The organism is Allocoleopsis franciscana PCC 7113 (genome assembly GCF_000317515.1).
In the GTDB taxonomy this organism is placed as follows: Bacteria; Cyanobacteriota; Cyanobacteriia; order Cyanobacteriales; family Coleofasciculaceae; genus Allocoleopsis; species Allocoleopsis franciscana.
Genome location: NC_019738.1, coordinates 2,736,551 through 2,762,737 on the forward strand (window position 1 = coordinate 2,736,551; position 26,187 = coordinate 2,762,737).

The window sequence follows — 26,187 nt, forward strand, 5'->3', positions numbered from 1 at the left end:
TTCCTAGTGAAATCAGAATCTTTTCCATTGAAATCTCCCCACTCAACTACCCACCAGTCCAAATACGGCTCAGTTCGCTCTACCCAAATGAGCCAAAAATCATCCACAATAAGTATTGACACTCAGCCGACCAGGTAGTAAGCGTGCAAAGTCTCAAAGCATCTACGCAAGGATTGGCAAGGCTTAAGCAAGCCAGACAGCGAATCACCCAGGAAAAGGGATGGGCGGTAGATCACCCACAATGGCTAGAACAAGCCAGTTCCTTTCTCCCTCTGGTGAAAAACGGGAAAGGCATGGTGCCAGGAACCGTAGGAATTAGCACTTGGAAACGGTTTTTAGCGGGTGAACCCGTCAAACCGACCAATTTCAAAGCCTTCTGCCAGGTTTTGGGACTCAACTGGGAAGACGTTGTTGATGCTGACACAGTAATTCGCCCTCAAGGTGGAACTGCACAGGAGGAGGCAAGCATTACCCAGCATTCACCTAGAGAAGAAGCAGGAGACAATTCCATCCCAAATCCCAAATCCCAAATCCCAAATCGCGCCGACTGGGGAGAAGCAATGGATGTCTCCGTTTTCTACGGACGCACCGAGGAACTTGCTACCCTGAAGCAATGGATAGTGCAAGACAACTGCCGACTAGTAGGGCTGTTGGGTATGGGAGGGATAGGCAAAACCGCCCTATCTGTGAAATTCGCCCAACACGTTCAGCCTGAATTTAACTCTGTCATCTGGCGAAGTCTGCAAAATGCCCCACCCGTCAACGACATTCTCGCCACCCTCATCCAAATCCTATCCAACCACCAAGAGACACCAGCCAATCTACCTGAAAGCACAAGCCTTAGAATCACCCGACTCATTGAATACTTGCGTTCCTCACGCTGCCTGCTCATCCTCGATAACGCCGAATCCATTCTGCAAGCAGGCGCGGTTGCTGGACAGTATCGCCCTGGCTATGAAGGATATGGCGAATTAATCAAACGAGTGGGAGAAACATCCCATCGCAGTTGCTTGATACTCACCAGTTGCGAAAAACCTCAAGAATTAGCAGCCCTTGAAGGAGAAACCCTACCCGTTCGCTCATTAGAACTAACAGGTTTGTACGAAGAAGAAGCACGAGCAATTATTCAAGCCAAGGGTACCTTCACTGGTACACCAGAGGAATGGAAAGCATTAATTCAACACTATGCCGGTAATCCCCTAGCCTTAAATATGGTGGCTTCAGGCATTCGAGATGCCTTTGGCTCTAGTATTTCTGAATTCGTCAAATCTTTAAAAGCAGATTCATGGCCTTTTGCCGATATTAGTCAACTTTTAGAGCGACAATTTAACCGACTGGCTAGCTCAGAACTAGAAGTAATGTACTGGCTAGCCATCAACCGCGAACCCATTTCTTTCGCAGATTTAAAACAAGATATTATCTGCCCAGCTTTAAAACAACAGTTAGCAGACACGCTGAAGTCCCTGAGAAGAAAATCCCTGATTGAGAAAAGAGTTGCCGACAGGTTGAAACCTGCGCGTCCACAAACGAAGTCCGCCGCCGGAGCTTTAGTGAGGACGGACTCAATCCAGCCTGCGGAGGCCCGGAGCTTTAGTGAGGACTTTGTTTGTATAGCCCCAGACTTCCAGTCTGTGGGCAATTTCCCTAATCAAGCTATTTCCCTCTTTACGCTACAACCTGTATTCATGGAATGGGTGACTAACCGATTAATAACTCAGGTTTGTGAAGAGGTAGAAACAGGAGAAATTGCCTTATTCAATAGCCATCTTCTGGTCAAATCTCAGGCAAAAGTCTCACTGATAAACACAGAAATTCGTTTCATCCTTAAGCCGATTATGGATAGATTGATCAATCGTCTGAGAGGCAAAAGGAACCTAGAATACCAACTGAATCAACTCCTCTCCCAGTGGCAAACTCAATATCCGCACACTCCTGGTTATGCAGCTAGCAATGTGAGAAACTTGCTAGCTCAAATCAATGCGGTAGAGGTTTAATGCACTTGAACACGCTTATCCGGCTTTTGCTTCCTCACCCAAGCCAAGAATTTTGCCATCTGCGGTTCATTCTTGAGCGCTTCCACAGAATTGAGTTCTTTTGCTAAATGCTTGTTGTCAAATAAGCGATGAATCTGTCGGTGGCAGGCAGAACAAATATCGACAGTTGGCCCCGAATCAGCTTGTTTCCGCTTCACAGCTTGCTTGGGAATTAGATGATGAGCCGTTAAACGAGTGACTTCTCGTTCACACAATTCACATTTCATAAGAAAACGCTATTGACTTTTTACTTTCTACTAAATACATACAGTCAGCTCAAAGACTTACGCACAGCTTTTATCTATAGGGTGTGTTAACGTAGCGTGACGCACTCTTATTGTAATATAAAAATACAATCGTAGTATAGTTGCTCTTTTCTACTCTGCATGGTCTCTTGGAGCTATGACCCAAGTGAGATAAAGCATTGCTCCAACTCAAGTAGGATTGTTTCAACCCTTGGGGAGAAGATGAACGAATGCACTACCTAGCACTAGCTACTGATTACGATGGCACGCTTGCCTCAGATGGTCGAGTCAATAAGGAAACCTTAGCCGCACTCGATCGCCTGCGGGACTCTGGTCGAAAATTAATCTTAGTCACAGGGCGGCACTTAGACGACCTGCTCAATGTCTTCCCTGAGATTAACTTGTGTGAGTGGGTTGTTGTCGAGAATGGAGCCTTACTGTACCAACCCGCAACCCGCGAAGAAAAGCCGTTAGGTGCGCCTCCACCAGAAGAATTTGTCAAGGCACTGCAACAACGAGGGGTTGACCCCCTTACTGTGGGACGGGTGATTGTTGCGACCTGGCATCCTCACGAGAATACGGTATTAGACGTAATCCGTGACTTGGGACTGGAATACCAAGTGATTTTTAACAAAGGTGCTGTGATGGTGCTTCCTTCAGGTGTCAACAAAGCCTCTGGACTCAGTGCTGTCCTGAAAGAATTAGGCTTACCGCCACATAATACGGTGGCGATAGGAGATGCGGAAAATGACCAGGCTTTCCTGGATTTTTGTGGGTGCGGGGTTGCCGTTGCCAATGCTCTTCCCATGCTCAAAGAACATGCTGATTTTGTCACAAAAGGCGATCGCGGTGCTGGAGTTGTTGAACTCATTGACAAACTCATCGCCTCTGATTTGGCAGAACTTGCTCCTCACTGAGGTGACTTTTCACAATGTGGGCGGTTCCTCGCGTTTGGCGAAATCTGACGGTGGGCGATCGCTACTCCAAGCCCACCACACATAGCTGCACTGACATTGATAAAATTCTTGCCACTTGCGGCGATAGTCTTCAGTCATCACAGGCGATCGCCGATTCATCCAAACCTGCTCAGCTTCCCTAGCCGAAGCTCGACACTTGGGACAACAGAATTCTACAGCGTGAGTCGCCGATGTTGTCCAGGGGGGTGGGACTGGAGAAAAAGCGTCCATCTAGACCTCCCTTGGAAATGTCTGCAAATACCTACCTTCTGTTAACGAAGGATGGACAAAGCGTAAACGTGTTAAGCTCATCGTCCTAAACAGACTAGCCGCGCCTATACGCATAGTCTTAGTATGGAGAGTTGGACTATCGTAAATCCTGGGTTTAACTGCCATTGCCAGTGGTTAGTATCTAGATAAGATTTTGAGTAGTGGAATACTTATACTGATTGTTGTAAAACCTTAAGTTGAAATGCTCTACTGTATTATGTGCTTATTTTAAGGTTTATTGGGTGATTATGTCCTTTCTGAGCCGCTATTGTTTAGGGTGGCAGGCTCCAAATCTCTCGATCCAGTTTTGCATAAGAAATGGGATAACTTTTTTGTAGGGTAAAGCGGTTTCAATCTTTGCAACTTGATTTGCCCCTAACACTAAATCTTGAATGCCCAGCAGTGAGTCCGATGAATCCAGAGCCTGAAATTCGCCGTTTGATTGAGCTCATGCCTGCTTCTGGGCGGATGCTAACGAAAATTGTTAGTAAACCGCAACAGACTACAGTCATTGAAAGCCCATTTCCTCCCATTTGGTCCCAAGAGCGACCTATCTATATTAACTTTGACTTGTGGCGTCGCTTGCCCAAGCCCCAGCGAGACATGCTGCTGCTACGGACCGTATGCTGGCTGGTAAGTATCAAGTGGTTTAAGCCCGACTTGTATCAAGGAGTCGTTCTGGCGGGGTTGTTAGGGGGGATTGTGGAACTCGCGCAGGGGGATGCTGTAGGAATTGTAGTTGCTACCGGATTAAGTGCGATCGCAGGAACCCAAATTTGGCGCAGTACCCGCAGTTCTCAGTCTGAGTTAGATGCCGATGAAAATGGGATTAAAGTGGCGACGCGACGTGGCTACACGGACATCGAAGCCGCTGAACATCTGTTGGCGGCAATTGACTCTGTTGTCCAGATTGAAGGGCGGTATGGCTTAAATTTCACAGAATTGATTCGCACTCAAAATTTAAGAGCGATCGCAGGCTTATCATCCGTCGGTGTTCCCGATACCGTTAAGCAGGAGTAACCTTTTCCCCACCCTGAATCAGAATTGTTACAGACATTTGCATAATCTGTCTCAGGAGTGTGGGTTTCAATCTAGACAAAATGCTAGTCTGCGACGGCGGCTCTCAGGAAAAGAAGTTCAGCATATATTGAGAGCCAAAATTCACAGAGGTTTGGAAGTCATGGCTGAGTTCAAGCTACGCCTACAACTTCAAGAAGATGTGGAAAAAACAGTAAGGGTAAATCGAGATGAGTTTGTAGTAGGTCGTTTACCTATATGTGATTTGTACTTGCCTTTCTTGGAGATTTCTCGACATCATTCTCGATTCGTGAAAATTGCCATTAATAGCGGTAAGGCTGTTGTAAGCTGTTCGGCATTTAAATTGTGATAAGAGCATTGCCCTTATTTTTGATTTTTCGTTCCCACTTAATAACCAACTCTCTTTCATTTAATTAAAGTCTTTATTATACTCTATTTAAATGCCGAACAGCTTAACTCTTTAAAAACAGATTTGAGCTAAAAATCGTCTGATACTCAGCTCATATCCGGTTGCATCAAAATTAACCGAGATTTTACCCAAATACCTCTGAGATCCTCTGCGCGAACCTCTGCGCTTCTCTGCGTTAAAAAAACATATTATATATACCGATGCCAACAGATTTGATATTAAAGGAGGCGGACAAGATTCCGCCTCCAATGCGCTATCGGATTTTAAATCCGACTATTTCATCTGCACAGGAACTCTCATACCTTCTGCCGATAGTCTGCCGTCCGGGTCAATGGATTGACCTTCAATGAACGAACGCAACATCCAGGCCATTTCCTCATGTTGCTCCATCAGTCCGGTGAGGAAGTCTGCGGTACCTTGGTCGTGGTATTTCTCACCACACTGGTCAATGTGATCGCGCAAGTTGCGGATAACCTGCTCATGATCGGCAACTAAGTTTTCTACCATCCCATAGGCGCTGGGAAGACTACCTGCATCTTCGCTGATCGAAGCATGTTCCAAAAATCCCTTAGCGGTACCAATTGGGTAGCCACCCAACATGCGAATTCGCTCAGCGAGCGCATCAATATTTTCTGTTAAGGCTTCATAGTGTTCTTGCCACAATGTATGTAGTGAACGAAACTGTGGCCCAACAACATCCCAGTGGTACTTTTTAGTTTTGATTAACAGCAGATACGCATCAGATAGGTCACGATTTAACAAATCGGTAACACCTTGACGTTGCTCTTCTGATAAACCGATATTTAAGGGGCGCATAATCTTTTTCTCAATACTTTGTCACCATAGCCATTGCAACAAATCTATACAGGAGTTTCATCAGCCTCTTGGGAGAGAGTAGCGTTATCTAGAGTAGTAAGATTTTAAGGGGGTGGACGAGTAACAATCAGGTATTAGAGGGATTGCCAAGTGGACTCACTTTGGCACGATAAAGGAGTTTCTCCTTGTGTCGGTACCCGGTGTTACGCACTCTTACCATTTCTCCTGGTTGTGCTGTCCCCTCCATGAGTTGATGAAACTGGGGATTGTAAGGAATTTCTGCGCCGACCGATGCGATCGCTTCTACTCCCCATTCTTGCAATAACTGTTCCACTGGTCGAACTAAGGGCAGCAACCTCACGGCGGGTAACTGCTGATTCTGCTGTGCAGCATAAGCTGCCGTTGGCCATTGGACTAACCAAGATTCCAGCACTTGTAAACTCGACTGCTGAAACTCCTGCATCAACGTTTCTTGCTGATCATGCAGTTGCTGTTGCAGTCGTTCATACTCCTGCCTCAATGCCTCGACAGAAGCAGCTTCCCCTCTAGCAGATGAAGGGGGGTAAGGACTAGATTCAGAGGAAAATGTTGCTAACAACTCATCCACAGACACTTGCAAGGCTTGAGACAGTTTCAGCAAAGTTCCTACTCGCATCTGCGATATTTGTCCTCGGCGCAAACGCCTGAACTGTTTCTCTGAAACCCCTGTGCTTTTACTAAGTTGCTTGTAAGAATGAAAACTCAGCGGTTGCATTAATTCCTGCAACCGCTGGGTGAGTTCTTGACTGAAGTCTTGGGTCATCGTGAATAGGGAATTGGAAATAGGAAATTGATGAGGAAGTGATTTGTCCCCTATTTCCTACTACCATTAATCTGTAACCGAGAATAAACTAAGATTATTCTTCCAGTAAACTTCTTAACATCCAAGCGGTCTTTTCATGCACTTGCAGCCGTTGAGTTAATAAATCGGCGGTGGGTTCGTCGTTGACTTTTTCAGCGAGAGGAAAGATGGAACGAGCTGTCCTTGCCACAGATTCCTGTCCTTCAACCAGAAGGCGGATCATCTCCTTAGCTTTGGGAACACCAGGGGTTTCTGGAATTGAACTGAGTTTAGCAAAGTCAGTGTAGGTACCGGGAGCTGGGACACCTAAAGCGCGAATGCGTTCGGCAATTAAATCGACAGCTAAGGCGAGTTCGTTGTATTGGGTCTCAAACATTAAGTGCAATGTCTGAAACATGGGGCCAGTTACGTTCCAGTGGAAGTTATGAGTCTTGAGGTAAAGCGAATAGGTGTCGGCAAGCAGGCGAGAAAGCCCCTCGGCAATCTCTTGGCGACTGTCTTCTGGAATACCGATATCGATGGGTAATCCTTTGGCTTGAGCTTGCATCGTTATCTCCTTATTAAATAAAGTAATTCTGCATTGATGAGGCTGCTTTCACGCCTCTTGATGTTATGCATGTCGCAATTGGGTGTGAATCATCCCTTTGGCAGAAGCTCTGTATGGCAACAACTGCTAGTGGTTAAGCTAAGTGCTTTTGTAGCACCGAGCGTGGTGCTTTGCGAACTCGGCATTTAATAGTTGGTTTCCCTAGACGCTGGTGTGCTTCAAAGCGATGACACCCGGAGAAGCCGTAGTACTGTCCATCGACTTCTAGGACATCAATGGGTTCGTGCAATCCTTCTTCCTTTATCGACTCCATCAGTGCCGCTACTTTAGTGGGGTCATTCTCTCGCGGCAGGGGACGACGAATTGCCCCTAGAGGAATCTCTTTAACCTCTATCATCTTGCGAGTTGCTTCCTGAGTTTCAAGTCCTTACCCCTAAATCATAGTCGTTATGAGTTCGGATTGCAACTCCTTGTGAAGTTGATGTGCCTTTAAGTTGCATGATGCGGATCGCAAGTTCGTCACTCGGCACAGAATTGGTAATAACGAGCCTCATAACTTCAAGTTGGCAAACACGCCCCAGCGTGAACGCTAAACTAGACAGTGCTGCTTAACACCCCTACTTTATGCAATCTTCCAGTCAAGTCTTTGTCTACCCCCCGACTCGCAAATCTGACCAAGTTGATAACTATCACGGCACACAAGTAGCCGACCCTTATCGCTGGCTGGAAGACCTAAACTCAGAGGAAACAAACGCTTGGGTGGAAGCACAGAATCAACTGACATTGAGTTATCTCAGTGAGATTCCGGCGCGAGAACCCCTTAAAGAGCGACTCACTAAGCTGTGGAATTACGAAAAATATGGGATTCCCTTTAAGCAAGGAAACCGTTATTTCTATTTCAAAAATGATGGTCTTCAGAATCAAAGCGTCCTCTACACATTAACCGCTCTTGATGCTGAGCCAACCGTATTATTTGACCCAAATCTTCTTTCAGAAGATGGCACAATAGCTTTATCTGGTTTAGCTATTAGTGAAGATGGTCAGTTGATGGCTTATGGTTTATCAACCTCTGGTTCTGACTGGAACGAGTGGAAAGTTCGCAATGTCGAAACAGGTGAAGATTTTCCCGATCATCTTAAATGGGTAAAGTTTTCTGGAGCCTCTTGGACTCATGATGGTCAAGGCTTTTTTTATAGCCGTTATGATGAGCCAAATGAGGCGACCAAACTAGAAGACTTGAATTATTATCAAAAACTCTATTATCACCAACTGGGTACGCCACAGTCAGAAGATATTTTAATTTATCATCGCCCAGACCAAAAAGAATGGATGTTTGGCGCTGGTGTTACAGAAGATGGTCGCTACTTAATTATCTCTGTTGATCGCGGCACTGACCCCAAAAACCTTGTTTATTATAAAGATTTACAAACACCCGATTCTCCCGTGGTGGAACTGATTAGCGAATTTAAAGCGAATTACAGTTTTATTGACAATGATGGTTCAATCTTTTGGTTTCGCACCGATTTAGATGCTCCTCGCGGTCGTGTCATAGCAATTGATATTAACAAGCCTACCCCCCCTAACCCCCCCTTGTTAAGGGGGGAGAAAGGAATGAGAGAGGGATGGCAAGAGGTGATTCCACAAGCCGATGAAACCTTGGAAAGTGTCGGTTTACTCAATAATCAATTTGTTGCTGATTACCTCAAAGATGCTCGTTCATCCATCAAGATTTTTGACTTACAGGGTTCTTTTGTTCGGGAGGTAGAGTTACCAGGAATTGGTTCTGCTGGCGGTTTTGGTGGCAAGCGCTATGATACAGAAACTTTTTATTCTTTTACCAGCTTTACCATCCCAACAACCATCTATCGCTACGATATGGTGAGTGGTCAAAGTACGCTTTTCCGACAGCCAAAGGTTGACTTTAATCCCGATGAATACGAGATAAAGCAAGTTTTTTATACGAGTAAAGATGGTACTTCAGTTCCAATGTTTATCACCCATAAGAAGGGGTTGCAGTTGGATGGAAATAACCCAACTCTTCTCTATGGTTATGGCGGCTTTAATGTTTCTCTAACTCCCAGTTTCTCGGTTAGTCGATTAGTGTGGATGGAAATGGGAGGCGTCTATGCATTACCGAATCTGCGTGGCGGTGGTGAGTATGGTGAGGAATGGCATCAGGCGGGAACAAAACTGAATAAGCAGAATGTATTTGATGATTTCATTGCCGCTGCCGAATGGCTAATTAATCATAAGTACACTCAACCTGAGAAATTAGCGATTTCAGGAGGTAGTAATGGCGGCTTATTAGTGGGTGCCTGTATGACGCAGCGCCCGGAGTTATTTGGTGCCGCACTGCCAGCCGTAGGGGTAATGGATATGCTGCGTTTCCATCAGTTTACGATTGGTTGGGCATGGTGTTCCGATTATGGTTCCCCGGAGAATTTAGAAGAGTTTAAGGCTTTATCTGCCTACTCACCATTGCATAACCTCAAAACCGGAACGGCTTATCCGGCAACATTGATTTCAACGGCTGATCATGATGATCGGGTATTTCCGGCTCATAGTTTTAAGTTTGCAGCCGCTTTGCAAGCTGCTCATGGGGGAGAAAAACCTGTGTTAATTAGAATTGAAACAAAGGCAGGACATGGTGCAGGAAAGCCAACGTCTAAGATTATTGAAGAATTGGCGGATGAGTGGGCGTTCTTGGTGCGATCGCTCGATATTGATGCAGAGCTAATTAACAGTGATATTATATCCGGTTAATTAGCTATCATAAATTTGTGTTTGTAGTGGGTACTTTAGTAGCCCTTACAAGAGGTCTAGTGTGGATTTAGAATACTCATAAATCCACAATTAATTGACTACAACTATTTCAAGACGAAGGATCGGGTATCAATCGTTGTAAGGTTGCGATCGCCTGCTGAATGTATTTCTTTGCATGATGTTGTATCAGCATTCTATCTTGAATATCTGTCGCCTCTAATCTCATTCGACCTTCAAGAGCGTCGTTGAGCATCTCCTCACAAAGACTGCCTGGTTCAGGCTTAAGGTAGTCATCAATCACTTTTAAAGCTTCGAGAGCGACGGAGATGTCGCTTGGTATTTTTGAGGTTAAGGGTTTGCTGATTAACTGTTGTTCCTGATCATACTTTTTGTTGAGAGAACGAACACTTTCAAAGGAGTTGAACACCGAGAGACGACTGCAAATGGAGGTTTTAGGTGCAACGATGAATACCTCTACATCCTCCCCAACGGGCAATTCTGGGGAAGAGATTTCGATCTTTTTTCCAGGTAAGACTTGAGTGCTGATGTGAAGAGCTGATTGCATTGTAGATGGTCTCTTATCGCTCCCGTTGGCGGTTCTTTCTATTGCCGGGGATGGACTGAACGAAATCGGCTGAACATGTTTATCCTGCATAAATTTCCTGAAGTTCTCTGGATTTTGCGTCACAGGTTGTTGCGATTGCGGCTATCCCGCCTCTCGGCTTTAATCATTGTTAATTTCCTGCTGATCTGTGCCGTTTTGCACGATGAGGCTGATGCTCTTCTCATGCCAGCGAGAGTGCATCCCGTTGGGAAGTATCAGATGAGCTCTTGTCTCGTCCCAATTTGGTATCTGGGTAGCTTGAAGCGTCAAAGTTACAGGTAATCGAGCCTGCTGATGCAGGCTGCAAAACCTGATTTTTTCTAAAGTCCACACTATCAGACTAGCCTAGAGGGGAACCTTAGCGAACGTCGTTGCAGACACGATTTCAATGCTTAAGGTGAGAAGAGCTGATCAGCGAGAAAGGTGCTACTGATTCAGCGAGCCTATGTTCCTTCAAGAGCCTATTGACACGTTTTGTCTGAATGGGGCACAAAAACGGGTAACGCTCATGATCGTACTGCTTTTTGTCGGATTTGTAATCTTTTTCAACAAATCAAACCCCATCCACAAGGGACGGGGAAATTCTTAACTGTTGTTAGCACAGCAATACCGCAGGTGCTACTGGTGTATTCTGAACTTCTGTGAGTTCTTGTGTACCGATAGATGGACGGCTGAACACATACTCTAGACCCTATTGGCAGAAATAAGTGACCAGTTGAAAAAGCTCAAAAAGCTTATTATACAGGCAATATCCCTTCTGCCCTCTGCCTCCTGTATTCTGCCTTCTTGCACTAGGTGGCAGCCGGTTGAGCCTCTTGAACAATGAGTTCTTTGAAGTGAATCACATCTTGACGAGGATCGGCGTGGCTGACTTGCACATCCAAGCGATCGCCTAGTGCAACGGCTCGCCTAAAACGCATTTTCAATTCTAGACCTAAATCCTCTAAGAGAATGAATCCCTCATTATTATCTGGTTCTCGCAAGTTCAAGACTAATGCCTGCCACACCCGATCCGCGTTACGCCGCAAATATTCCAATCCCCAATAACGATTGGTCTGACGTTCCACCCAAGTGGCTTCCTTGGCGGCTGTCGTGACACTCAGCATCGTTTCTTGCAATTGTTGGGCACTAAAAGGCAATGGATCACCCCGTAGATGGGCTTTGATCTGGAAATGAGACATCAAGTCGGTGTAGCGACGAATGGGAGAGGTGACTTGGGTATAAATTTCCAAACCTAAACCCGCGTGCCGCAAGGGTGTAATGCTCATTTCACTTTTGGGCATACACCGACGCATGGCACAGAAGCGGACTGGGCCTGCGGGGAGTTGCATCAGTTCTTCTTCGGAAGGGAGTTCCGGCTGTGGCTGTCCCCGAAAAGGCAGGGGAATCTGATGCGTTTGACCATAGCGTCCTGCGACTTCCCCGGCGAGAATCATCATTTCCGCTACCAGCAGCCGCGATCGCGAATCCTCTAAAACCTCAATCGAAATGTCATCTTCGCCTTTAACCTTAATCACTGACTCTGGCATGTGGATGCTGATTGCACCCTGACTCCTGCGCCACTCCTGCCGCTTGTAAGCCCAAGTGGCAATTTCAGCGATTTCTGGTTCTGCCCGTACTCCGAGTTCCAACATCTCATCCACGTCTTCGTAGGTGAGGCGATAAGTGGGTTTCACGAAGCTGGCTCGGATTTGATAGTCTTGGACACTGCCTGTTTCATCCAAAACCACACCAAAACTGAGCGCGGGACAAACTCTCCCTTGAACCAAACTCATCGGTCCGGTTGCCAGTTCCGGCGGGAACATCGGAACCATACCTGTGGGCAAATACAGGGTCGTACTGCGCCGCCGTGCTTCTAGGTCAAGTTCATCGCCTTGCATCACCAAGCGAGTGGGGTCGGCAATATGAATCCAGAGGCGTTGACGCCCATCCTCAAGAACTTCTATGCTCAAGCCATCATCAATTTCTTGGGTACTTTCGTCGTCAATGGTGTAAACTTTTAATCCCGTCAAATCCAAACGGTCTGAATCCGGATCAGGCGGTGGAGAAACCAGGGATTGCTGCGCCACTTCAATCACCTCTCGACGAAAATGAATAGGAATTTGACTACGCCGCAAAGGCAAATTTTCGTGAGGACTCCACCACCCCAATTCCACCAGTAAATCCAAAGCACCTTGAGGAGTTTGAGGGCGTCCTAGGACGGATAAGAGATCTTGAGCAGGACGAGCGGTGTTTTCTGGATGGAGGACGAACCGTTCTAAGCTCTCAAACCGAGTGCGATCGCTATCCTGCCACTCTTGCGCGATCCCAGTTAATTGCTGATGTACGCGTGTCAAAAAGTCTTGTTGCTCCCGCTGCTTTGATTCTTGCGCTGACCGTTGATGTTTGATATCAGCAACTACAGCAGCAGGACGGGGTTCATAGCCGTCTGCTTTTTGTTTGAAGTAGAGCTTGTCTTCAGACAATAAGCAGTGAGCCGCATAGCACAAAGGCGGACTCTGGTCAGAAAATAACAGTTGCGCCATTTGGGCGCTGGTCACCGCTTCTCCATCTTCAACCAACAATTCCCAAGCCACTTCCAAACTCGTTGGGTCTAGATATGGCTCTACCTCTTTGACAAAGCTCGGAATTTCTGATGGTTTCAAGGTACATCCCGTCACTTCGTAAGTGATTTGCCGGGGATGAAGCGTATGAGATTGACCGCGTTCGTCTACGACAATCCAATGCTTTTTGCCCTCTGGACGGTCTGCCGTAGCGAGGCGGCGATCCCCGCCGAGACGAAATTCAATTAATGTTCCCTTTTCCACCAGTTTCGCTAACCCCGGTAGCGTTTTCGTAAATAACCTAAACCTAGTCTATCGAGTGGTCGGCGCTATGCCAAAGTTGACCGACGAAGGCTCGAAGCACGAATGACCGACAAAAGGCTGAAGTGTCAAGGATGAAGAATGAAGGTCAGAAATAAATCTGGGTTTGTAGCCCTAATCTGATTGATCAAGGCTTTCCTTCACGCTTCATACTTTATCCTTCATACTTTTGTTTACACCGTCGATCTTGCTGGAATTAACTCTCTCACGGCAATGGGTGTTTACCCTTCTTTGTTAATGAAAGGTAGCAAAGCCAAAAGGCGTGCTCGTTTGATCGCTTGGGTCAAGTCTCGTTGTTGTTGAGCGGTCAGGCCTGTGATCCGGCGTGGCAGAATCTTACCGCGTTCTGTCACAAACTTACGCAGCAGCTCGACATCTTTATAGTCGATCGGGTCGTCCGGTTTGATGGGAGAAAGACGTTTACGAAAATAGGCCATGAGTTGTTGTTGGTTGTTATGGGTGAGTTGTGAGTGTCATGGGTCAGGGTTCAACGAATCACGTTAAACGGATTGACGACAAATGACTAAGGACTAATCCTACTTGATTTCCTTGTGAACCGTGTGTTTGTTGCAGTGGGTACAGAACTTTTTCAGTTCTAGACGTGCTGTCGTGTTTCGACGGTTCTTCATCGTTGTGTAGCGAGACACACCGGGCGATCGCTTCTCAGGGTTGCTGCGACACTCCGTACACTCCAAGGTGATAATAATCCGAACACCTTTCTTGGCTGCCATAGTGCTATTTCTAGAAAATCAAATGGTTAGTTGAAATTACACACAAATTTCTATTTTTGCACGCGCCGTCTCACTTGAGCAAATATTTTTTTGAGACGGAGGTCGAGGGAAAATCCTCGACGAGTTTGTATCACAATGGTTTTCGCCATGCGATCATGGAAAGCTTGCTGCGCTTCCTCATCAGCCAAGGCGCTACAGCAATCTGCCGCTAAGGGAAATATCAACAGCAACATGGAGATGCCGTTCGCTAGACCAATATTAAGACCCAGCATGGCTAAGAGGGCACAGAACCCAAGAATGCCTTCTCGTTTAGCTAAGGTCAATAGCCCAGGAATCTTGCTGTATTTAGCATCCAAAACCTTCATGTCTAAAGCCCAACGCCCTAGACTCTGACCCTGATTACTGGATACCAATACCACCCGTAGAGCCGTCCATGATAACATAAAAACGACGATCTGAACGAACACATTGAATCCCAGGAGTGAGCTGACTAGCCAAACCCCGACAAAATCGATAAAAAAGGCAGCAGCCCGTCGCTCAATCGGCACCTTGGGAAAGCGGGTGTGAACGGGTTCAAGACTCATGAGATATGACCGAGTACGGGACTGGGTATTTCAATCTTAGCTTGACCCTAAGATTCTCATTGGACTTGATTGTCTTCAACTGTGTGCCGAGTTCAACTACACTGACAACTGTAGTCACATCGGGGTTGATGGCAATGCTGCCAGCGAAAGAAGCGGAGTCTATCATTCTCGGTTTAGTGCAACCGTTTGACCCAAAGCTAGATGCTGAGATAGTTGAGTTATCAGCGGCTACCGATCGGATTCTAGCTTCCCCAGTGACGAGTCAATTAGATTTTCCCCACTGGGATAATTCTGCAATGGATGGGTATGCTGTGCGCCATGCCGATGCAAAATCCTGTCATGCAGAGCAACCTGCTGTTTTGGAAATCATTGAAGAAATTCCGGCTGGGATAGAACCTCAACACACAGTTCAACCAGGGCAAGCCTCTCGCATCTTTACCGGTGCTTGTATGCCCAAGGGTGCGGATACGGTGGTAATGCAAGAGCGAACGAGGCGAGAGGGAACCCGTGTATTCATCTTAGAGGCACCCAAACCCCAAGCTTTTGTGCGTCATCGGGCATCGTTCTATCAGGCGGGAACCCCTCTCCTCCAACCCGGAATCAAGCTGAATGCCCCAGAAATCGCTGTACTAGCCGCAGCGCAATGTACTACACTTTCGGTCTATCGACGCCCTCGTGTGGCAATTTTGTCCACAGGCAATGAGTTAGTCACTCCAGACCAACCCCTGCAACCGGGTCAAATTGTAGACTCGAATCAATATGCCCTCGCTGCATTTGTCGCCCTAGCAGGTGGAATTCCTGTACCGCTGGGCATTGTTCGCGATGAACCAGAAGCACTCAAAAAAGCAATAAGTCAAGCCATCACAACAGCCGACATCGTGCTTTCGACCGGTGGTGTCTCGGTGGGAGATTATGATTATGTCGATCGCATCCTAGCTGAGTTGGGTGCAGAAATTCACATTCGTTCCGTTGCCGTCAAACCCGGTAAACCTCTCACGGTTGCTACCTTTTTACCATCCTCAGTTTCCCCTCTTGAAAAAGGGAGATCAACACGTTCGGTGCTATATTTTGGTCTACCGGGAAATCCTGTTTCAGCCTTGGTCAGTTGTTGGCGATTTGTGCAACCCGCCCTTTGGAAGCTTTCGGGTTTACCTCAAGAGACTTGGCAACCCATATTTGTGCAGGCGCGATCACATCATGACCTCCATTCTGATGGTCGCCGGGAAACTTATCTCTGGGGGCGTTTGCAGTTAGACACGAATGGTGTATACGAATTTCATCTGGTAGGTGGTAGCCACAGTTCTGGAAATCTGATTAACTTAGCGCAAACAACGGGACTGGCCGTTGTACCAGTCGGTGAAACCTTAATTGCGGCGGGTGAATCCGTGCAAGTTTTATCAGTTGGTTCACTCCTGGGCAGGGCTAGTAGTTAGTAAGCTGTCGCGCATACAAGTTCTACTCGTTGGTAATGGTTAATCGATCACTGATAGTCGGTAAAATGCTTTCCCTATTACCCATTACCCATTACCTACTTCATAATTACCAAAAACCTCGCTTACCACTGGGTAACACGGTTGCCCAATTCGTCTTGGCCTGCGTCAGTTGTTCTTCACTGATTTTGGCATTGGAGAGATTAGCGCCACATAGATTGGCTCCTTTGAGATTTGCATGATTGAGATAGGCATAGCTGAGATCTGCCCCCCTCAAATCCGCTCCTTCCAAATCGGCATAGCTCAAGTAAGCCCGACCTAAATTTGCATCTCGCAAGTTCGACCGATTTAAACTGGCTCGACCAAAGTCAGCATTTGATAAATCAGCTCCTTGGAAATTCGTTTTTGCTAACTTCGCCTGATGGAAAATTCCCCCAGATAAGTCAACTTTATGAAGATCGAGTCCGCTCAAATCCTGAGAAGCGAAATCTCTCCGACCTTTCATGTAAGCGGTTAACAAACCATTGGCATCTAACTTGATTGGAACTTTTGGCTTTCCGGTGGTAAAACCATCACTTTTGAGCAAATTGGCGGAACCGCGTTGGCTAGGCCCACTCTGAGTGCGCTGACTCCCTGCGGTGTAGCCACCACCACTTTGTTCTTTGCGGGCACGTCGTGCGCGAATCGCCATTGCCAGCTTTGAGGTAGCCGTTGAAGGACTCGAAGGGGAACTCTTGTCAGTTAAGTCCCCAGAGTAGAAGGATTGGCTGTTTAAGCCTTTGTTTGAACCGGGTGGACTATTCGGTTGAGTGGCTAAACCCTGGGTCAAACTATCGAGATAAGGCTCTAGGTCAAGCGCTCTCATAATGTCCGTAGCACACTGATAGCGATGACGAACCGAAGCCTCCAGCATTTTTTTCAAGACTTCCGCAAAATGAGCGGTGACTTGAACATACTTCTGCCAGACCATTTCGCCGGTTGACGGATTATAGTCTAAGTCTTTGGGAGATTTCCCCGTCAACAAATAAATGCAAGTCACACCCACGGCATAAATGTCACTGGCATACACTGGGCGTAATGCCATCTGTTCTGGGGGGGCAAAGCCTGGAGTCCCGATCGCAAAATTGGTCAAGGCGGTCTGGTCTGAGGCGTTGGTGGTGACTGGATTCACTTGGTTTTTTACAGCCCCAAAGTCAATTAAAACCAATCTACCGTCTTGGTCACGACGAATGATGTTCGCCGGTTTAATGTCTCGGTGAATCACCTGCTGGCTGTGAATGTATTGCAGCAGGGGCAGGATTTCACTCAAGAAGTGCTTGACTCCAGCTTCGCTCAGCGGGCCGGAGCGCCTGATTTCTTGCTGTAAAGTCGAGCCACTGATGTATTCTTGCACTAAGTAAAACTGTTGGTTGTCTTCAAAATAATCCAACAGTCTTGGAACTTGAGGATGATTGCCAATCTTTCCCAGAGTTCTGGCTTCTCGTTCAAACAACTCTCGTGCCATAGGGATCAGATGAGCACCCGTTGAGGCTGGACGCAGTTGTTTGATCACACAACAGGGATCTCCAGGCAGAGATTCATCTTGGGCTAAAAATGTGGCTCCAAATCCACCTTGACCCAAGGCTTTTTGGACGCGATAGCGATCTCGCAACAACAAGTGGGAACCACACGCCTGACAGGTCTCGACGTGGATTGGATTTTTAGGCTGAGGACAGGCAGGATTTAAGCAGTAGCTCATTCAGCGTCACCGATGGGGCGTTGTCCGTGCTGGGACGAAACCTTATGATTGAAGCACCCGGCTTTATTTACTTATTGACTTTTATGGGAAACGCACCGCCGAATGCACCCTCGCTTTGACAAGCCTTTGAATGAAATCTGATTTAAAACCAGGATATCCTACTTTTCATCTAGACTTGGGCGTATGTGACGCAAGATTACGTCTAATCCCCCGATTTTCTGTAAAGAGTTGCTAAAGTTATATCCATTCTATTTGAAGCTTCCATAAACGGTGGCAAGAGTAAATAGCAGTGGGGAAGGGAAGATTGGGGAATGGGGAGAAGAAGATTGATTGTAGACATCTTCACCTCTCATCTTTGGTTACCCCTCACCGTCTTGTTTGTAAAATAATCACATCTACGGTAGGTAAAAACTAGGAGTCAATGCGTATTTCTTTGAATTGGCTTCGGGAACTGGTGGACGTGACCCTGGCACCCGAAGAGTTAGCCGAAACCCTGACATTTGCAGGGTTTGAGGTAGAAGACATCGAAGACCTGCGAAAATTAGCGGATGGTGTTGTGGTGGGGAAGGTACTCGACGTACAGCCCCATCCTAATGCAGATAAGCTGAGGGTCTGTCAAGTGGATATTGGAGATCCCAATGGACCGTTGAATATTGTCTGTGGCGCGGCTAATGTCCGGGCGGAGGCTTATGTTCCGGTAGCCACCAGTGGCACTTACCTACCCGCGATCGACCTGAAAATTCGCGCCTCAAAACTACGAGGCGTTCGTTCAGAAGGCATGATTTGTTCCCTAGCGGAAGTCGGCTTAGAAAAACAAGCCGAGGGCATTCACATCTTTGAAGAGGAAAACCTCCAGTTAGGGAGTGATGTGCGTCCTTTGCTGCACTTGGAAGATGTGATTCTCGATCTGACGGCAACCGCGAATCGGGCTGACGCCTTGAGTATGGTTGGGGTGGCGCGAGAAGTGGCGGCATTGACGGGAGCGGTACTAAAGCTGCCACAAGCGCCTGAACTTTCGCTCCCATCTGGGGCAAAAGGCTTGCATTTGAAAATTTCTGAGCCTGGTGCCTGTCCTGCCTACATGGGTACGGTGATCGAAGGGGTCAAAATTGAACCTTCCCCAGATTGGTTGCAACGGCGTTTACAAGCGGCTGGGGTGCGACCGATTAACAATGTGGTAGATGTGACCAACTATGTTTTGTTGGAATGGGGTCAGCCGCTACATGCCTTTGACCGCGATCGCCTTTTAGCCGTTACTGGCAACAATTCCCTCACCATCGGTGTTCGCCTCGCCACTCAGGGAGAATCACTGAAAACCCTGGATGGTCAAACCCGAACCCTCCAACCCCAAACGTTGTTAATTACCGCAAACGATAAACCCGTTGCCCTCGCTGGAGTGATGGGGGGTGAGGAAACGGAAGTTTACGAGGGCACTCAGAATATCGTTTTAGAAGCGGCGCTATTTGAGTCGGTGGCAATTCGCCGCTCGGCTCGTAGCCTTGGTTTACGCACCGAGGCTTCTACTCGCTTCGAGCGGGGGGTGAATCAAGCCGAGTTAGGGATTGCCACAAAAAGAGCGATCGCTTTGCTGACTGAGTTAGCTAGCGGCACCCTCACGTCACAATCTGTTGCCGACACACGACCCGATCCCGCCACTTGGACACGCTCAATTGAGTTACGTCTTGACCGCATCAATCAGATTTTAGGTCCGGTGGAACTGGAAGACGAGATTGGCGAAATTATGCCAGAGGATGTTGAACGTATCCTCACCGCCCTCGGCTGTCAATTGCAGCGGGGCAAAGACGAGGAATCCCTTCAATGGACTGTCACCGTACCCCCTTACCGCTATCGGGATTTGGAGCGGGAAATTGACCTGATTGAGGAAGTGGCTCGTCTCTACGGTTACAACAACTTCTGTGAGGAACTGCCGGATAAGACGGAAGCGGGTTATCTCTCCCTGGAACAGCAGTTAATGCGGCAACTGCGAGAAGCCTTCCGGGCGGCAGGATTGACAGAATTAGTGCAATATTCATTGGTCAAGCCAACAAAAGACAAGCAAATTAATCTGGCTAATCCGCTGTTTACCGAATATTCTGCCCTACGCACCGATTTACTGTCTGGGCTGATTGATGCCTGTCAGTACAACTGGGAGCAGGGTAACGGTGTCCTCAATGGCTTTGAGATCGGTCGAGTCTTCTGGCGGGAAGAGGAAGGTTTCCAAGAAGCCGACGCCGTCGCTGGGATTTTGGGCGGCGACCCCACCCAAGGGCGCTGGGTTCAAGGAGGACAGGAGTCCCCCATGAGCTGGTATGAGGCGAAGGGGGTGCTAGAAAGCGTATTTGAGCGCTTAGCTTTGAAAATTGAGTATCAACCCAATCGGCAAGATAATCGCTTTCATCCAGGACGCACGGCTTCCTTGTGGCTTCAGGGAGAAAGCTTGGGGAGATTTGGGCAGTTGCATCCCCAGTTGCGATCAGAATATGGCTTGCCAGATAGCATCTACGCCTTTGAACTGGACTTAGATGTCTTGTTGGATGCTTTAGCTCAGGAAGCAAGCCTGACACCGCGATTCAAGCCTTATCCCACATTCCCAGCCTCTGACCGAGATATTGCCTTCTTCGTCGCGGAGAAAGTCTCGGTGGCAGACATCGAACGCACAACGCTCAACGCGGGTAAACCGTTATTAGAGTCGGTGCAAGTGTTTGATGAGTATCGCGGGGAATCGGTGCCTAAGGGACAGCGAAGTTTAGCGTTTCGGCTAGTCTATCGTGCAGGCGATCGCACCCTCGTTGCTGAAGAGGTGGAATCACTCCATCAAAAAGTGCGAGAATCACTTGTTGAAAAATTCGGCGTCACCCTCAGAGTTTAAAAAGTTGTTATTGGTTCTTGGTGGTTGGTTTTTGGCTCATACTCAATTACCAATTACCAATTACCCATTACCAATTACCAATTACCCATTAGTAACTATGCCTAAATACATAATGTGGGGAAGCTATTGCGAGGACGTTTTAGAAAAGCGTGCCCCTTACCGACAAGCTCATCTGGATCGTTTGGCGAAGCAAAAAGAATCGGGAGTCTTGATTACAATTGGCCCGACGAAGGATGTAACTAAAGTATTTGGGATCTATGAAGCAGAGGATGAAGCCACAGTACGTCAGTTAGTTGAGTCTGACCCTTACTGGCAAAATGGTATTTGGACTGAATACGAAATCAAAGAATGGATTCAAGCTTTTTAAGGGCTATGAATGGGTCGAAAGATAAAAAATATATTCTTTCAATCCGTTATTTTCATTAAGGTTAAAAAACTCACCATTCCGGATTAGCCTTGACGATCGCTGAACATAAGTCAAACTGTAGAAAAGTGCCCAGTATCATCAGTTGGCTGTATAAAAATGTCGAGCGCTCCCAAGTGGAAATTCTGGAAACCTAACCCAACCTCTGCTCCAACTCAGCGGACAAAGCATCAGACAAAGACCGGGACTTCAACGTCCGCAGGGTTTGAGCGCTGGATTAAGACCAATGGGTTGGGTCACCTGTTGGTTGGGGTCTGGGCGCTCTCAGGGGCGATCGCAACGGCTCTGAATGGGAGTCTGGTGCAATCGATGGAACGACAAGCCCAGACATTGTTCTTCCAACTCCGAGGTGCAGTCCCAGCCCCAAAAAACATTGTGATTTTAGCGATCGATGATGACTCCATGACTCAATGGAAGAATTCGTATCAGGTCGATCCTAAAAGCGCAGCTAACTTGGAGACGATTAAAAATTGGCCTTGGAAACGAGAAGCCTATGCCATTGCCATTGAGCGACTCATGGCGGCTGGAGCCAAAACTGTCGCGTTGGATATTGTTTTGGATCTCCCCAGCAGTTACGGTGAGGCAGATGATGCCGCATTGCAACGGGTACTGCAAAAGTATGCAGGTCAAGTCACCCTAGCCGCCAGTTACGAAGAAGATGAAACTCGACCCGGTGATTCGACTAAACTCATTCAGCCCGGTACTTTCCTAGAAACGAAACCGATGTCTGTTGGCTCCATTAACTACTTTATTGAGCCTAATGGCAGAATTCATCGTCACGGTAAGGAGTTTCCTAAACTTTTAGGGCAACAATATTCAGACCCCGAACTGGCTAAAGCTTTTGCTGAAATTGTTGCCACAGTTCCCTCGTTTGATGAGGCAATTTTACAAGCGGCTGGACTCTCTTACCCTCAACCGAAGGGCGACACAATTTTCTTCTATGGTTCCGCTAATAGCTTCGAGATTATTCCCTTCTGGAATGTCCTCGATCCTAGTAACTGGAATAGCTATCTCCAACAGGGACAGTATTTCAAAGACAAGATTGTCTTAATTGGGCCAACAGCAACTTTACTACAAGACTTTCACCCCACACCTTTTTCCGAAAGCTTGTTGTATCCCCAACGGATGAGTGGAGTGGAACTCCATGCCCATGCGATCGCCACCTTACTACAGGGACGCTCCATTGCGGAAGCCATGCCTAATCCCGCCCAAAGAGGGCTTTTCGTCTTCATCGGGATTGTTGGGGCGGGCTTTTTAATCACCAGAATCAAGAACCTGCCAGTGCGCCTCGGATTAGCCGCAGGGGCGGTATTCGCTTGGGGGGGAATCAGTTATGCCTTGTTCGTTTATAGTCGTGTCATTTTACCCACCACCGTTCCAGTATTAGCGATCGCCCTATCGTCTCTCTCTTACGGCACCCTTGGCTCAATTCGGGATTATTTCAAGCAACTCAAAATTCGTCGCACCATCAAGCAATACTCTTCCTCACCCATCGTTCGGGAAATGATTTCTCAGACGGACGAATTTGAAGGACTCTTGGAAGAGAGGGAACTAGAAATGATGAATACTCTTTTAGGTGGGCGCTACAAAACCATCGAAAAACTCGGTTCAGGAGGCTTTGGTGAAACCATTATTGCAGAAGATACCCAACGACCTGGTAATCCTCGGTGCGTTGTTAAGGTACTTAGACCAGCTAGTAATAATCCCAAAATGTGGGAACTCGCACGACGGTTATTTATCAAAGAAGCTGAAATTTTAGAAAAACTGGGTCAACATAACCAAATCCCTCAACTCCTTGCTCATTTTGAAGAGGGTGAAGAATTTTGTTTAGTCCAAGAATTGGTTGTTGGTCGCCCTCTTACCCATGAGTTGCCGCTACTGGTGCCGCTTTCTGAAGCCAAAGTGATTGATATTGTGCAAGAGCTTTTAATGGTTTTGAAATTTATTCATTCTCATGGGGTCATTCACCGAGATATTAAACCCGATAACATTATCCGACGGCAATCTGATGGAAAGTTAGTTCTGATTGATTTTGGTGCTGTTAAAGAACTCAATATTCAACTAACGGAGGGTGAACAGCAAACGGAATTAACGATAGGAATTGGCACGAAAGGTTATATGCCTAACGAACAAGCGGCAGGTAATCCAAAATACAATAGTGATATTTATGCCTTAGGCATGATTGCCATTCAAGCCTTAACTGTAACCCATCCCGCTCACTTGCCCTCTAGTCCTATAACCGGAGAAGTCATCTGGGAAGATAAAGCAACTGTTAGCCCTAAATTGGCAGCAATTATTAAGAAAATGGTTCGTTACAATTTTCGTACTCGCTATCAGTCTGCAACAGAGGTATTAGAAGCACTAAAACCCTTAATTGCAGCGTTGCCTCCAGATTTCTCTAACAGTTCTAAGGTACAGGATAAACGGCGTACTCATTCTGACTCCTCAAAGGATACTCCCTTGCACAATCCTCCTGATTCAACACATATATGGTCGGAAGCAGAAGCGGATACACCCCAAGAGGTGCAGGATTCAACACATATATGGTCGGAAGCAGAAGCGGATACACCCCAAGAGGTGCAGGATTCAACACGGATATGGTCGGAAGCGGAGACTCCTCAAGACGTGCAGGATTCAACACGGATATGGTCTGACGTGGTTACACCTCAAGACGATGCTGAAGACTCCACAATGCCTAAAAAGGCTCAGGCTGAAGAATGATCAAAGAAACATGATCAGAATTTATCCCAATCTTCCAATCTCCCATTTATGGGTAAAAACGAGAGCGTCTATGACAGCTATCACTTAACTCAACGATAATCGTCACCCATTTTCAAAGCCTTTGATCACCCGTCATTCAGGATAAATCGTAGATATTTAGGATACGAGCAGTTGAGTCGTAATTTAGCTGCTTTTGGAGAAATTGGCGATGCTTGAAAAGATACTGTTATCCATCACAATCACGTTTGCGCTCTATCTATCTGCACAATCTGGTGAGTTGAATAAAACCCTAACGTTTTCAGTTGTACAAAAGCCAGCCATCTCAGCGCCAAGGTGAGGCAGTGGCGCTAGTCTTCATCCCAAGTTGCGTTCAAACGAGATAGATCAAAAACAGCAGGGGAACTCCCCGATGCCTAAAATTAAGTTGAAACTATCCTTGAAGTTTTTTGAGCTGGAACTGAGCATCGTTATAGCCACCAATCCGACCATTATTTAAAAACAGTCTGGAGGCTTCCTGAAAATCGGTGATCGCTTCCGATTTATTCCCTACCGCCAGATGGGTTAAGCCTCGACCATAGTAAGCAAAAGCATTTTTGGGATTCAGCCGAATTGCATCGGTGTAATCGGCGATCGCACCTTGCTGATCGCCCAAATCCCGACGAGCATCCGCTCGATTACTATAAGCAATACTATTATTAGAATTCAGCCGAATGGCTTGGGTGTAATCTTCTAACGCGCCTTGCTTATCTCCTAAATTGCGGCGAATATCTCCTCGATTACTATAAGCTGTGTCGTTATTCGGATTGAACCGAATGGCTTGAGAGCAATCTTGAAGGGCGTTTTGATAATCTTTCAGATTAAAGTAAGCAATACATCGATTATTATAAGGTTCGTCCTTATTGGGATTAAGGGCAATGGCTTGGGTACAATCAACGATCGCATCCTGATGAGCACTTAAATTTAACCTAGCACTACAGCGATTGGTATAAGCTGCCGCATTCTTCGGTTCTAATTCAATGGCTTGGGTGTAATCCTCCACCGCTCCTCCATAATCTCCCAAGAGAAATCTGGCTCTACCCCTGCTATAGTAAGCCTTAGCATTCTTCGGTTCTAATTCCAGTGCTTTGGTATAGTCCTCCATCGCCTCCCGTTGATCACCAGCCTCAGAACGCGCTAGACCCCTGGAAACATAAGCTTTAGCCTCGTTGGGATTGAGTCGAATCACCTGATTGAGGTCTTCAATCGCCGCTCGATAATTTTTCAGTTCAAAGTAAGTAATACCCCGTTTATAGTAAGCCTCGGCATCATTCGGCTGTAGTCGAATTAACTGGTCAAAATCCTCAATTGCGCCTTGCCAATCTTGCAAATCGTAACGGGCAAGCCCCCGATTATAATAAGCACCTGCTTTATTCGGTTCAAGGCGAATCATCTGGCTGTAATCTTCAATTGCCGCTTTGTAATCGCCTAAATCATAGTGAGCATTGCCCCGGTTGCCATAGGCTAAGGGGTTGTTAGGATTAAGCCGAATAGCTTGGTCAAAATCCTGAATCGCTCCTCGACGATCCTCTTTTTTCAGCTTTTCAACCCCCTGGTTGTAATAAGATTTGGCATTGGTCTGATTTTGACTTTGAAGCAATACCAGAAATCCCGCAACAAGCCCTAGAAAGGCTCCCGCTGCCAGAATCAGCCACAGGAGTTTGCGAAACCGAGGTTTCTGAGGATGAGGAGGAGGGGGAGGCGGGGGAGGCGGCTGTACACTGTCAATTCCTTTATTATGTGCTTCTGGGGGAGATGTGGGTATCGGCGACCGTGTCGGTGTCGGCGTATTGGTCGAACCCAACATTTTGAACATTTCTTGTAACCGGACAACCCCTTGGTCTTCTGATTGCAGAGAACTGGATTCAGTTTGTGAGTTTAAGGGATGACCCGGAACATATTCTTCCACCAAATAGAACTTTTGGTCTTCCACAAAATAATCTAATATGTCGGAAGACGGATGATTTTGTGCCAATCGATCCAACACATCTGGCTTCCGCTCGATTAAAAATTGCAGACGGGTAAAGGCAAGCGAGTTTTTCTTGGGCAGCTTTAACTGTCTAACTACACAAACGGGAAAATCGGGATGGTGAATATCTGCCGCCAGATAGATGAGTCCCGAAGTCCCTGAGCCTAAAACTCTAACGATGCGATAACGATTATTTAAAACCTGATTGATCATAACTCCCTTAGCCCCCGCCCCTACTTAAGCGATTGTACGAGAGAAATCGATCGGGCTAGAATCTCAGGTGACCCGCTCAAGGGTTG

General features: G+C 46.9%; 23 protein-coding genes. 9 read left to right on the top strand and 14 right to left on the bottom strand.

All coding sequences use genetic code 11. From position 1 onward, the window contains the following. Nucleotides 1–143 precede the first annotated feature (143 nt). Complete coding sequence (locus tag MIC7113_RS11515) at nucleotides 144–1,994, top strand: NB-ARC domain-containing protein (RefSeq protein ID WP_015182333.1); 1,851 nt, start codon at nucleotides 144–146, stop codon at nucleotides 1,992–1,994. Here MIC7113_RS11515 and MIC7113_RS11520 read toward each other — a convergent pair. Then, entirely contained in the window at nucleotides 1,991–2,260 is a 270-nt protein-coding gene (locus MIC7113_RS11520; protein ID WP_015182334.1) for an HNH endonuclease, read from the bottom strand. The two genes, MIC7113_RS11515 and MIC7113_RS11520, sit on opposite strands and share 4 nt — an antisense overlap. Nucleotides 2,261–2,508: 248 nt before the next feature. Here MIC7113_RS11520 and MIC7113_RS11525 point away from each other — a divergent pair, with 248 nt between their 5' ends. Beyond that, on the top strand, nucleotides 2,509–3,195 hold the full coding sequence (locus MIC7113_RS11525; protein WP_015182335.1) for an HAD family hydrolase: 687 nt from the start codon (nucleotides 2,509–2,511) through the stop codon (nucleotides 3,193–3,195). A gap of 9 nt (nucleotides 3,196–3,204) precedes the next feature. Here MIC7113_RS11525 and MIC7113_RS34655 read toward each other — a convergent pair whose 3' ends face one another. Continuing rightward, nucleotides 3,205–3,465 (bottom strand): hypothetical protein, encoded by a 261-nt coding sequence (locus tag MIC7113_RS34655; RefSeq protein ID WP_015182336.1) that lies wholly within the window; start codon nucleotides 3,463–3,465, stop codon nucleotides 3,205–3,207. Between the two features lie 450 nt (nucleotides 3,466–3,915). On the opposite strand from MIC7113_RS34655, the gene MIC7113_RS11530 reads away from it, so the two are divergent. After that, nucleotides 3,916–4,524: a DUF3318 domain-containing protein gene (locus MIC7113_RS11530; RefSeq protein ID WP_015182337.1), complete on the top strand. Its 609-nt coding sequence runs from the start codon at nucleotides 3,916–3,918 to the stop codon at nucleotides 4,522–4,524. A gap of 160 nt (nucleotides 4,525–4,684) precedes the next feature. Continuing rightward, nucleotides 4,685–4,891 (top strand): hypothetical protein, encoded by a 207-nt coding sequence (locus MIC7113_RS36240; protein WP_015182338.1) that lies wholly within the window; start codon nucleotides 4,685–4,687, stop codon nucleotides 4,889–4,891. A gap of 333 nt (nucleotides 4,892–5,224) precedes the next feature. Here MIC7113_RS36240 and MIC7113_RS11535 read toward each other — a convergent pair whose 3' ends face one another. The 5 genes from MIC7113_RS11535 to MIC7113_RS38620 form a co-directional block, all read right to left on the bottom strand. After that, nucleotides 5,225–5,767, bottom strand: a complete 543-nt coding sequence (locus MIC7113_RS11535) for a Dps family protein (protein ID WP_015182339.1) — start codon at nucleotides 5,765–5,767, stop codon at nucleotides 5,225–5,227. 127 nt (nucleotides 5,768–5,894) lie between these two features. Beyond that, nucleotides 5,895–6,569 carry a helix-turn-helix domain-containing protein gene (locus MIC7113_RS11540; protein ID WP_015182340.1) on the bottom strand — a complete coding sequence of 225 codons (675 nt, stop codon included), beginning with the start codon at nucleotides 6,567–6,569 and terminating at the stop codon, nucleotides 5,895–5,897. A 94-nt stretch (nucleotides 6,570–6,663) separates the two neighbouring features. Continuing rightward, entirely contained in the window at nucleotides 6,664–7,155 is a 492-nt protein-coding gene (locus MIC7113_RS11545) for a Dps family protein (protein WP_015182341.1), read from the bottom strand. Between the two features lie 133 nt (nucleotides 7,156–7,288). Beyond that, nucleotides 7,289–7,552, bottom strand: a complete 264-nt coding sequence (locus tag MIC7113_RS11550) for a ParB N-terminal domain-containing protein (protein ID WP_041780014.1) — start codon at nucleotides 7,550–7,552, stop codon at nucleotides 7,289–7,291. Between the two features lie 22 nt (nucleotides 7,553–7,574). Continuing rightward, on the bottom strand, nucleotides 7,575–7,709 hold the full coding sequence (locus MIC7113_RS38620) for a hypothetical protein (protein ID WP_256374805.1): 135 nt from the start codon (nucleotides 7,707–7,709) through the stop codon (nucleotides 7,575–7,577). 70 nt (nucleotides 7,710–7,779) lie between these two features. On the opposite strand from MIC7113_RS38620, the gene MIC7113_RS11555 reads away from it, so the two are divergent. Then, entirely contained in the window at nucleotides 7,780–9,918 is a 2,139-nt protein-coding gene (locus MIC7113_RS11555) for a prolyl oligopeptidase family serine peptidase (protein ID WP_015182342.1), read from the top strand. Nucleotides 9,919–10,027: 109 nt separating this feature from the next. Here the strand turns inward: MIC7113_RS11555 and MIC7113_RS11560 are convergent, their stop codons facing one another. The 5 genes from MIC7113_RS11560 to MIC7113_RS11580 form a co-directional block, all read right to left on the bottom strand. After that, on the bottom strand, nucleotides 10,028–10,483 hold the full coding sequence (locus tag MIC7113_RS11560) for a hypothetical protein (RefSeq protein WP_041780015.1): 456 nt from the start codon (nucleotides 10,481–10,483) through the stop codon (nucleotides 10,028–10,030). 830 nt (nucleotides 10,484–11,313) lie between these two features. Then, entirely contained in the window at nucleotides 11,314–13,329 is a 2,016-nt protein-coding gene (locus tag MIC7113_RS11570) for a ribonuclease catalytic domain-containing protein (RefSeq protein ID WP_015182344.1), read from the bottom strand. 278 nt (nucleotides 13,330–13,607) lie between these two features. Next, nucleotides 13,608–13,823 (bottom strand): 30S ribosomal protein S18, encoded by a 216-nt coding sequence (rpsR, locus tag MIC7113_RS11575; protein ID WP_015182345.1) that lies wholly within the window; start codon nucleotides 13,821–13,823, stop codon nucleotides 13,608–13,610. A gap of 99 nt (nucleotides 13,824–13,922) precedes the next feature. Continuing rightward, entirely contained in the window at nucleotides 13,923–14,117 is a 195-nt protein-coding gene (gene rpmG / locus MIC7113_RS34660) for a 50S ribosomal protein L33 (RefSeq protein ID WP_015182346.1), read from the bottom strand. Nucleotides 14,118–14,167: 50 nt separating this feature from the next. Then, on the bottom strand, nucleotides 14,168–14,701 hold the full coding sequence (locus MIC7113_RS11580; RefSeq protein ID WP_015182347.1) for an RDD family protein: 534 nt from the start codon (nucleotides 14,699–14,701) through the stop codon (nucleotides 14,168–14,170). Nucleotides 14,702–14,835: 134 nt separating this feature from the next. Between MIC7113_RS11580 and MIC7113_RS11585 the strand changes: the two genes are divergently transcribed. After that, complete coding sequence (locus tag MIC7113_RS11585; RefSeq protein WP_015182348.1) at nucleotides 14,836–16,134, top strand: molybdopterin molybdotransferase MoeA; 1,299 nt, start codon at nucleotides 14,836–14,838, stop codon at nucleotides 16,132–16,134. Nucleotides 16,135–16,240: 106 nt separating this feature from the next. On the opposite strand, the gene MIC7113_RS11590 is transcribed toward MIC7113_RS11585, so the two are convergent. Then, complete coding sequence (locus MIC7113_RS11590) at nucleotides 16,241–17,869, bottom strand: serine/threonine-protein kinase (protein WP_015182349.1); 1,629 nt, start codon at nucleotides 17,867–17,869, stop codon at nucleotides 16,241–16,243. A 421-nt stretch (nucleotides 17,870–18,290) separates the two neighbouring features. Here MIC7113_RS11590 and pheT point away from each other — a divergent pair, with 421 nt between their 5' ends. From pheT to MIC7113_RS11605, 3 genes are all read left to right on the top strand, one after another. Then, the gene (pheT, locus tag MIC7113_RS11595; protein WP_015182350.1) at nucleotides 18,291–20,738 is read left to right on the top strand and encodes a phenylalanine--tRNA ligase subunit beta; all 2,448 of its coding nucleotides are present in this window, start codon (nucleotides 18,291–18,293) and stop codon (nucleotides 20,736–20,738) included. Nucleotides 20,739–20,835: 97 nt separating this feature from the next. Then, nucleotides 20,836–21,105 carry a YciI family protein gene (locus MIC7113_RS11600; protein WP_041780712.1) on the top strand — a complete coding sequence of 90 codons (270 nt, stop codon included), beginning with the start codon at nucleotides 20,836–20,838 and terminating at the stop codon, nucleotides 21,103–21,105. 156 nt (nucleotides 21,106–21,261) lie between these two features. Beyond that, nucleotides 21,262–23,883 carry a serine/threonine-protein kinase gene (locus MIC7113_RS11605; RefSeq protein WP_015182352.1) on the top strand — a complete coding sequence of 874 codons (2,622 nt, stop codon included), beginning with the start codon at nucleotides 21,262–21,264 and terminating at the stop codon, nucleotides 23,881–23,883. Nucleotides 23,884–24,313: 430 nt separating this feature from the next. On the opposite strand, the gene MIC7113_RS11610 is transcribed toward MIC7113_RS11605, so the two are convergent. Continuing rightward, the gene (locus MIC7113_RS11610) at nucleotides 24,314–26,101 is read right to left on the bottom strand and encodes a tetratricopeptide repeat protein (protein ID WP_015182353.1); all 1,788 of its coding nucleotides are present in this window, start codon (nucleotides 26,099–26,101) and stop codon (nucleotides 24,314–24,316) included. Between the last annotated feature and the right edge of the window lie 86 nt (nucleotides 26,102–26,187).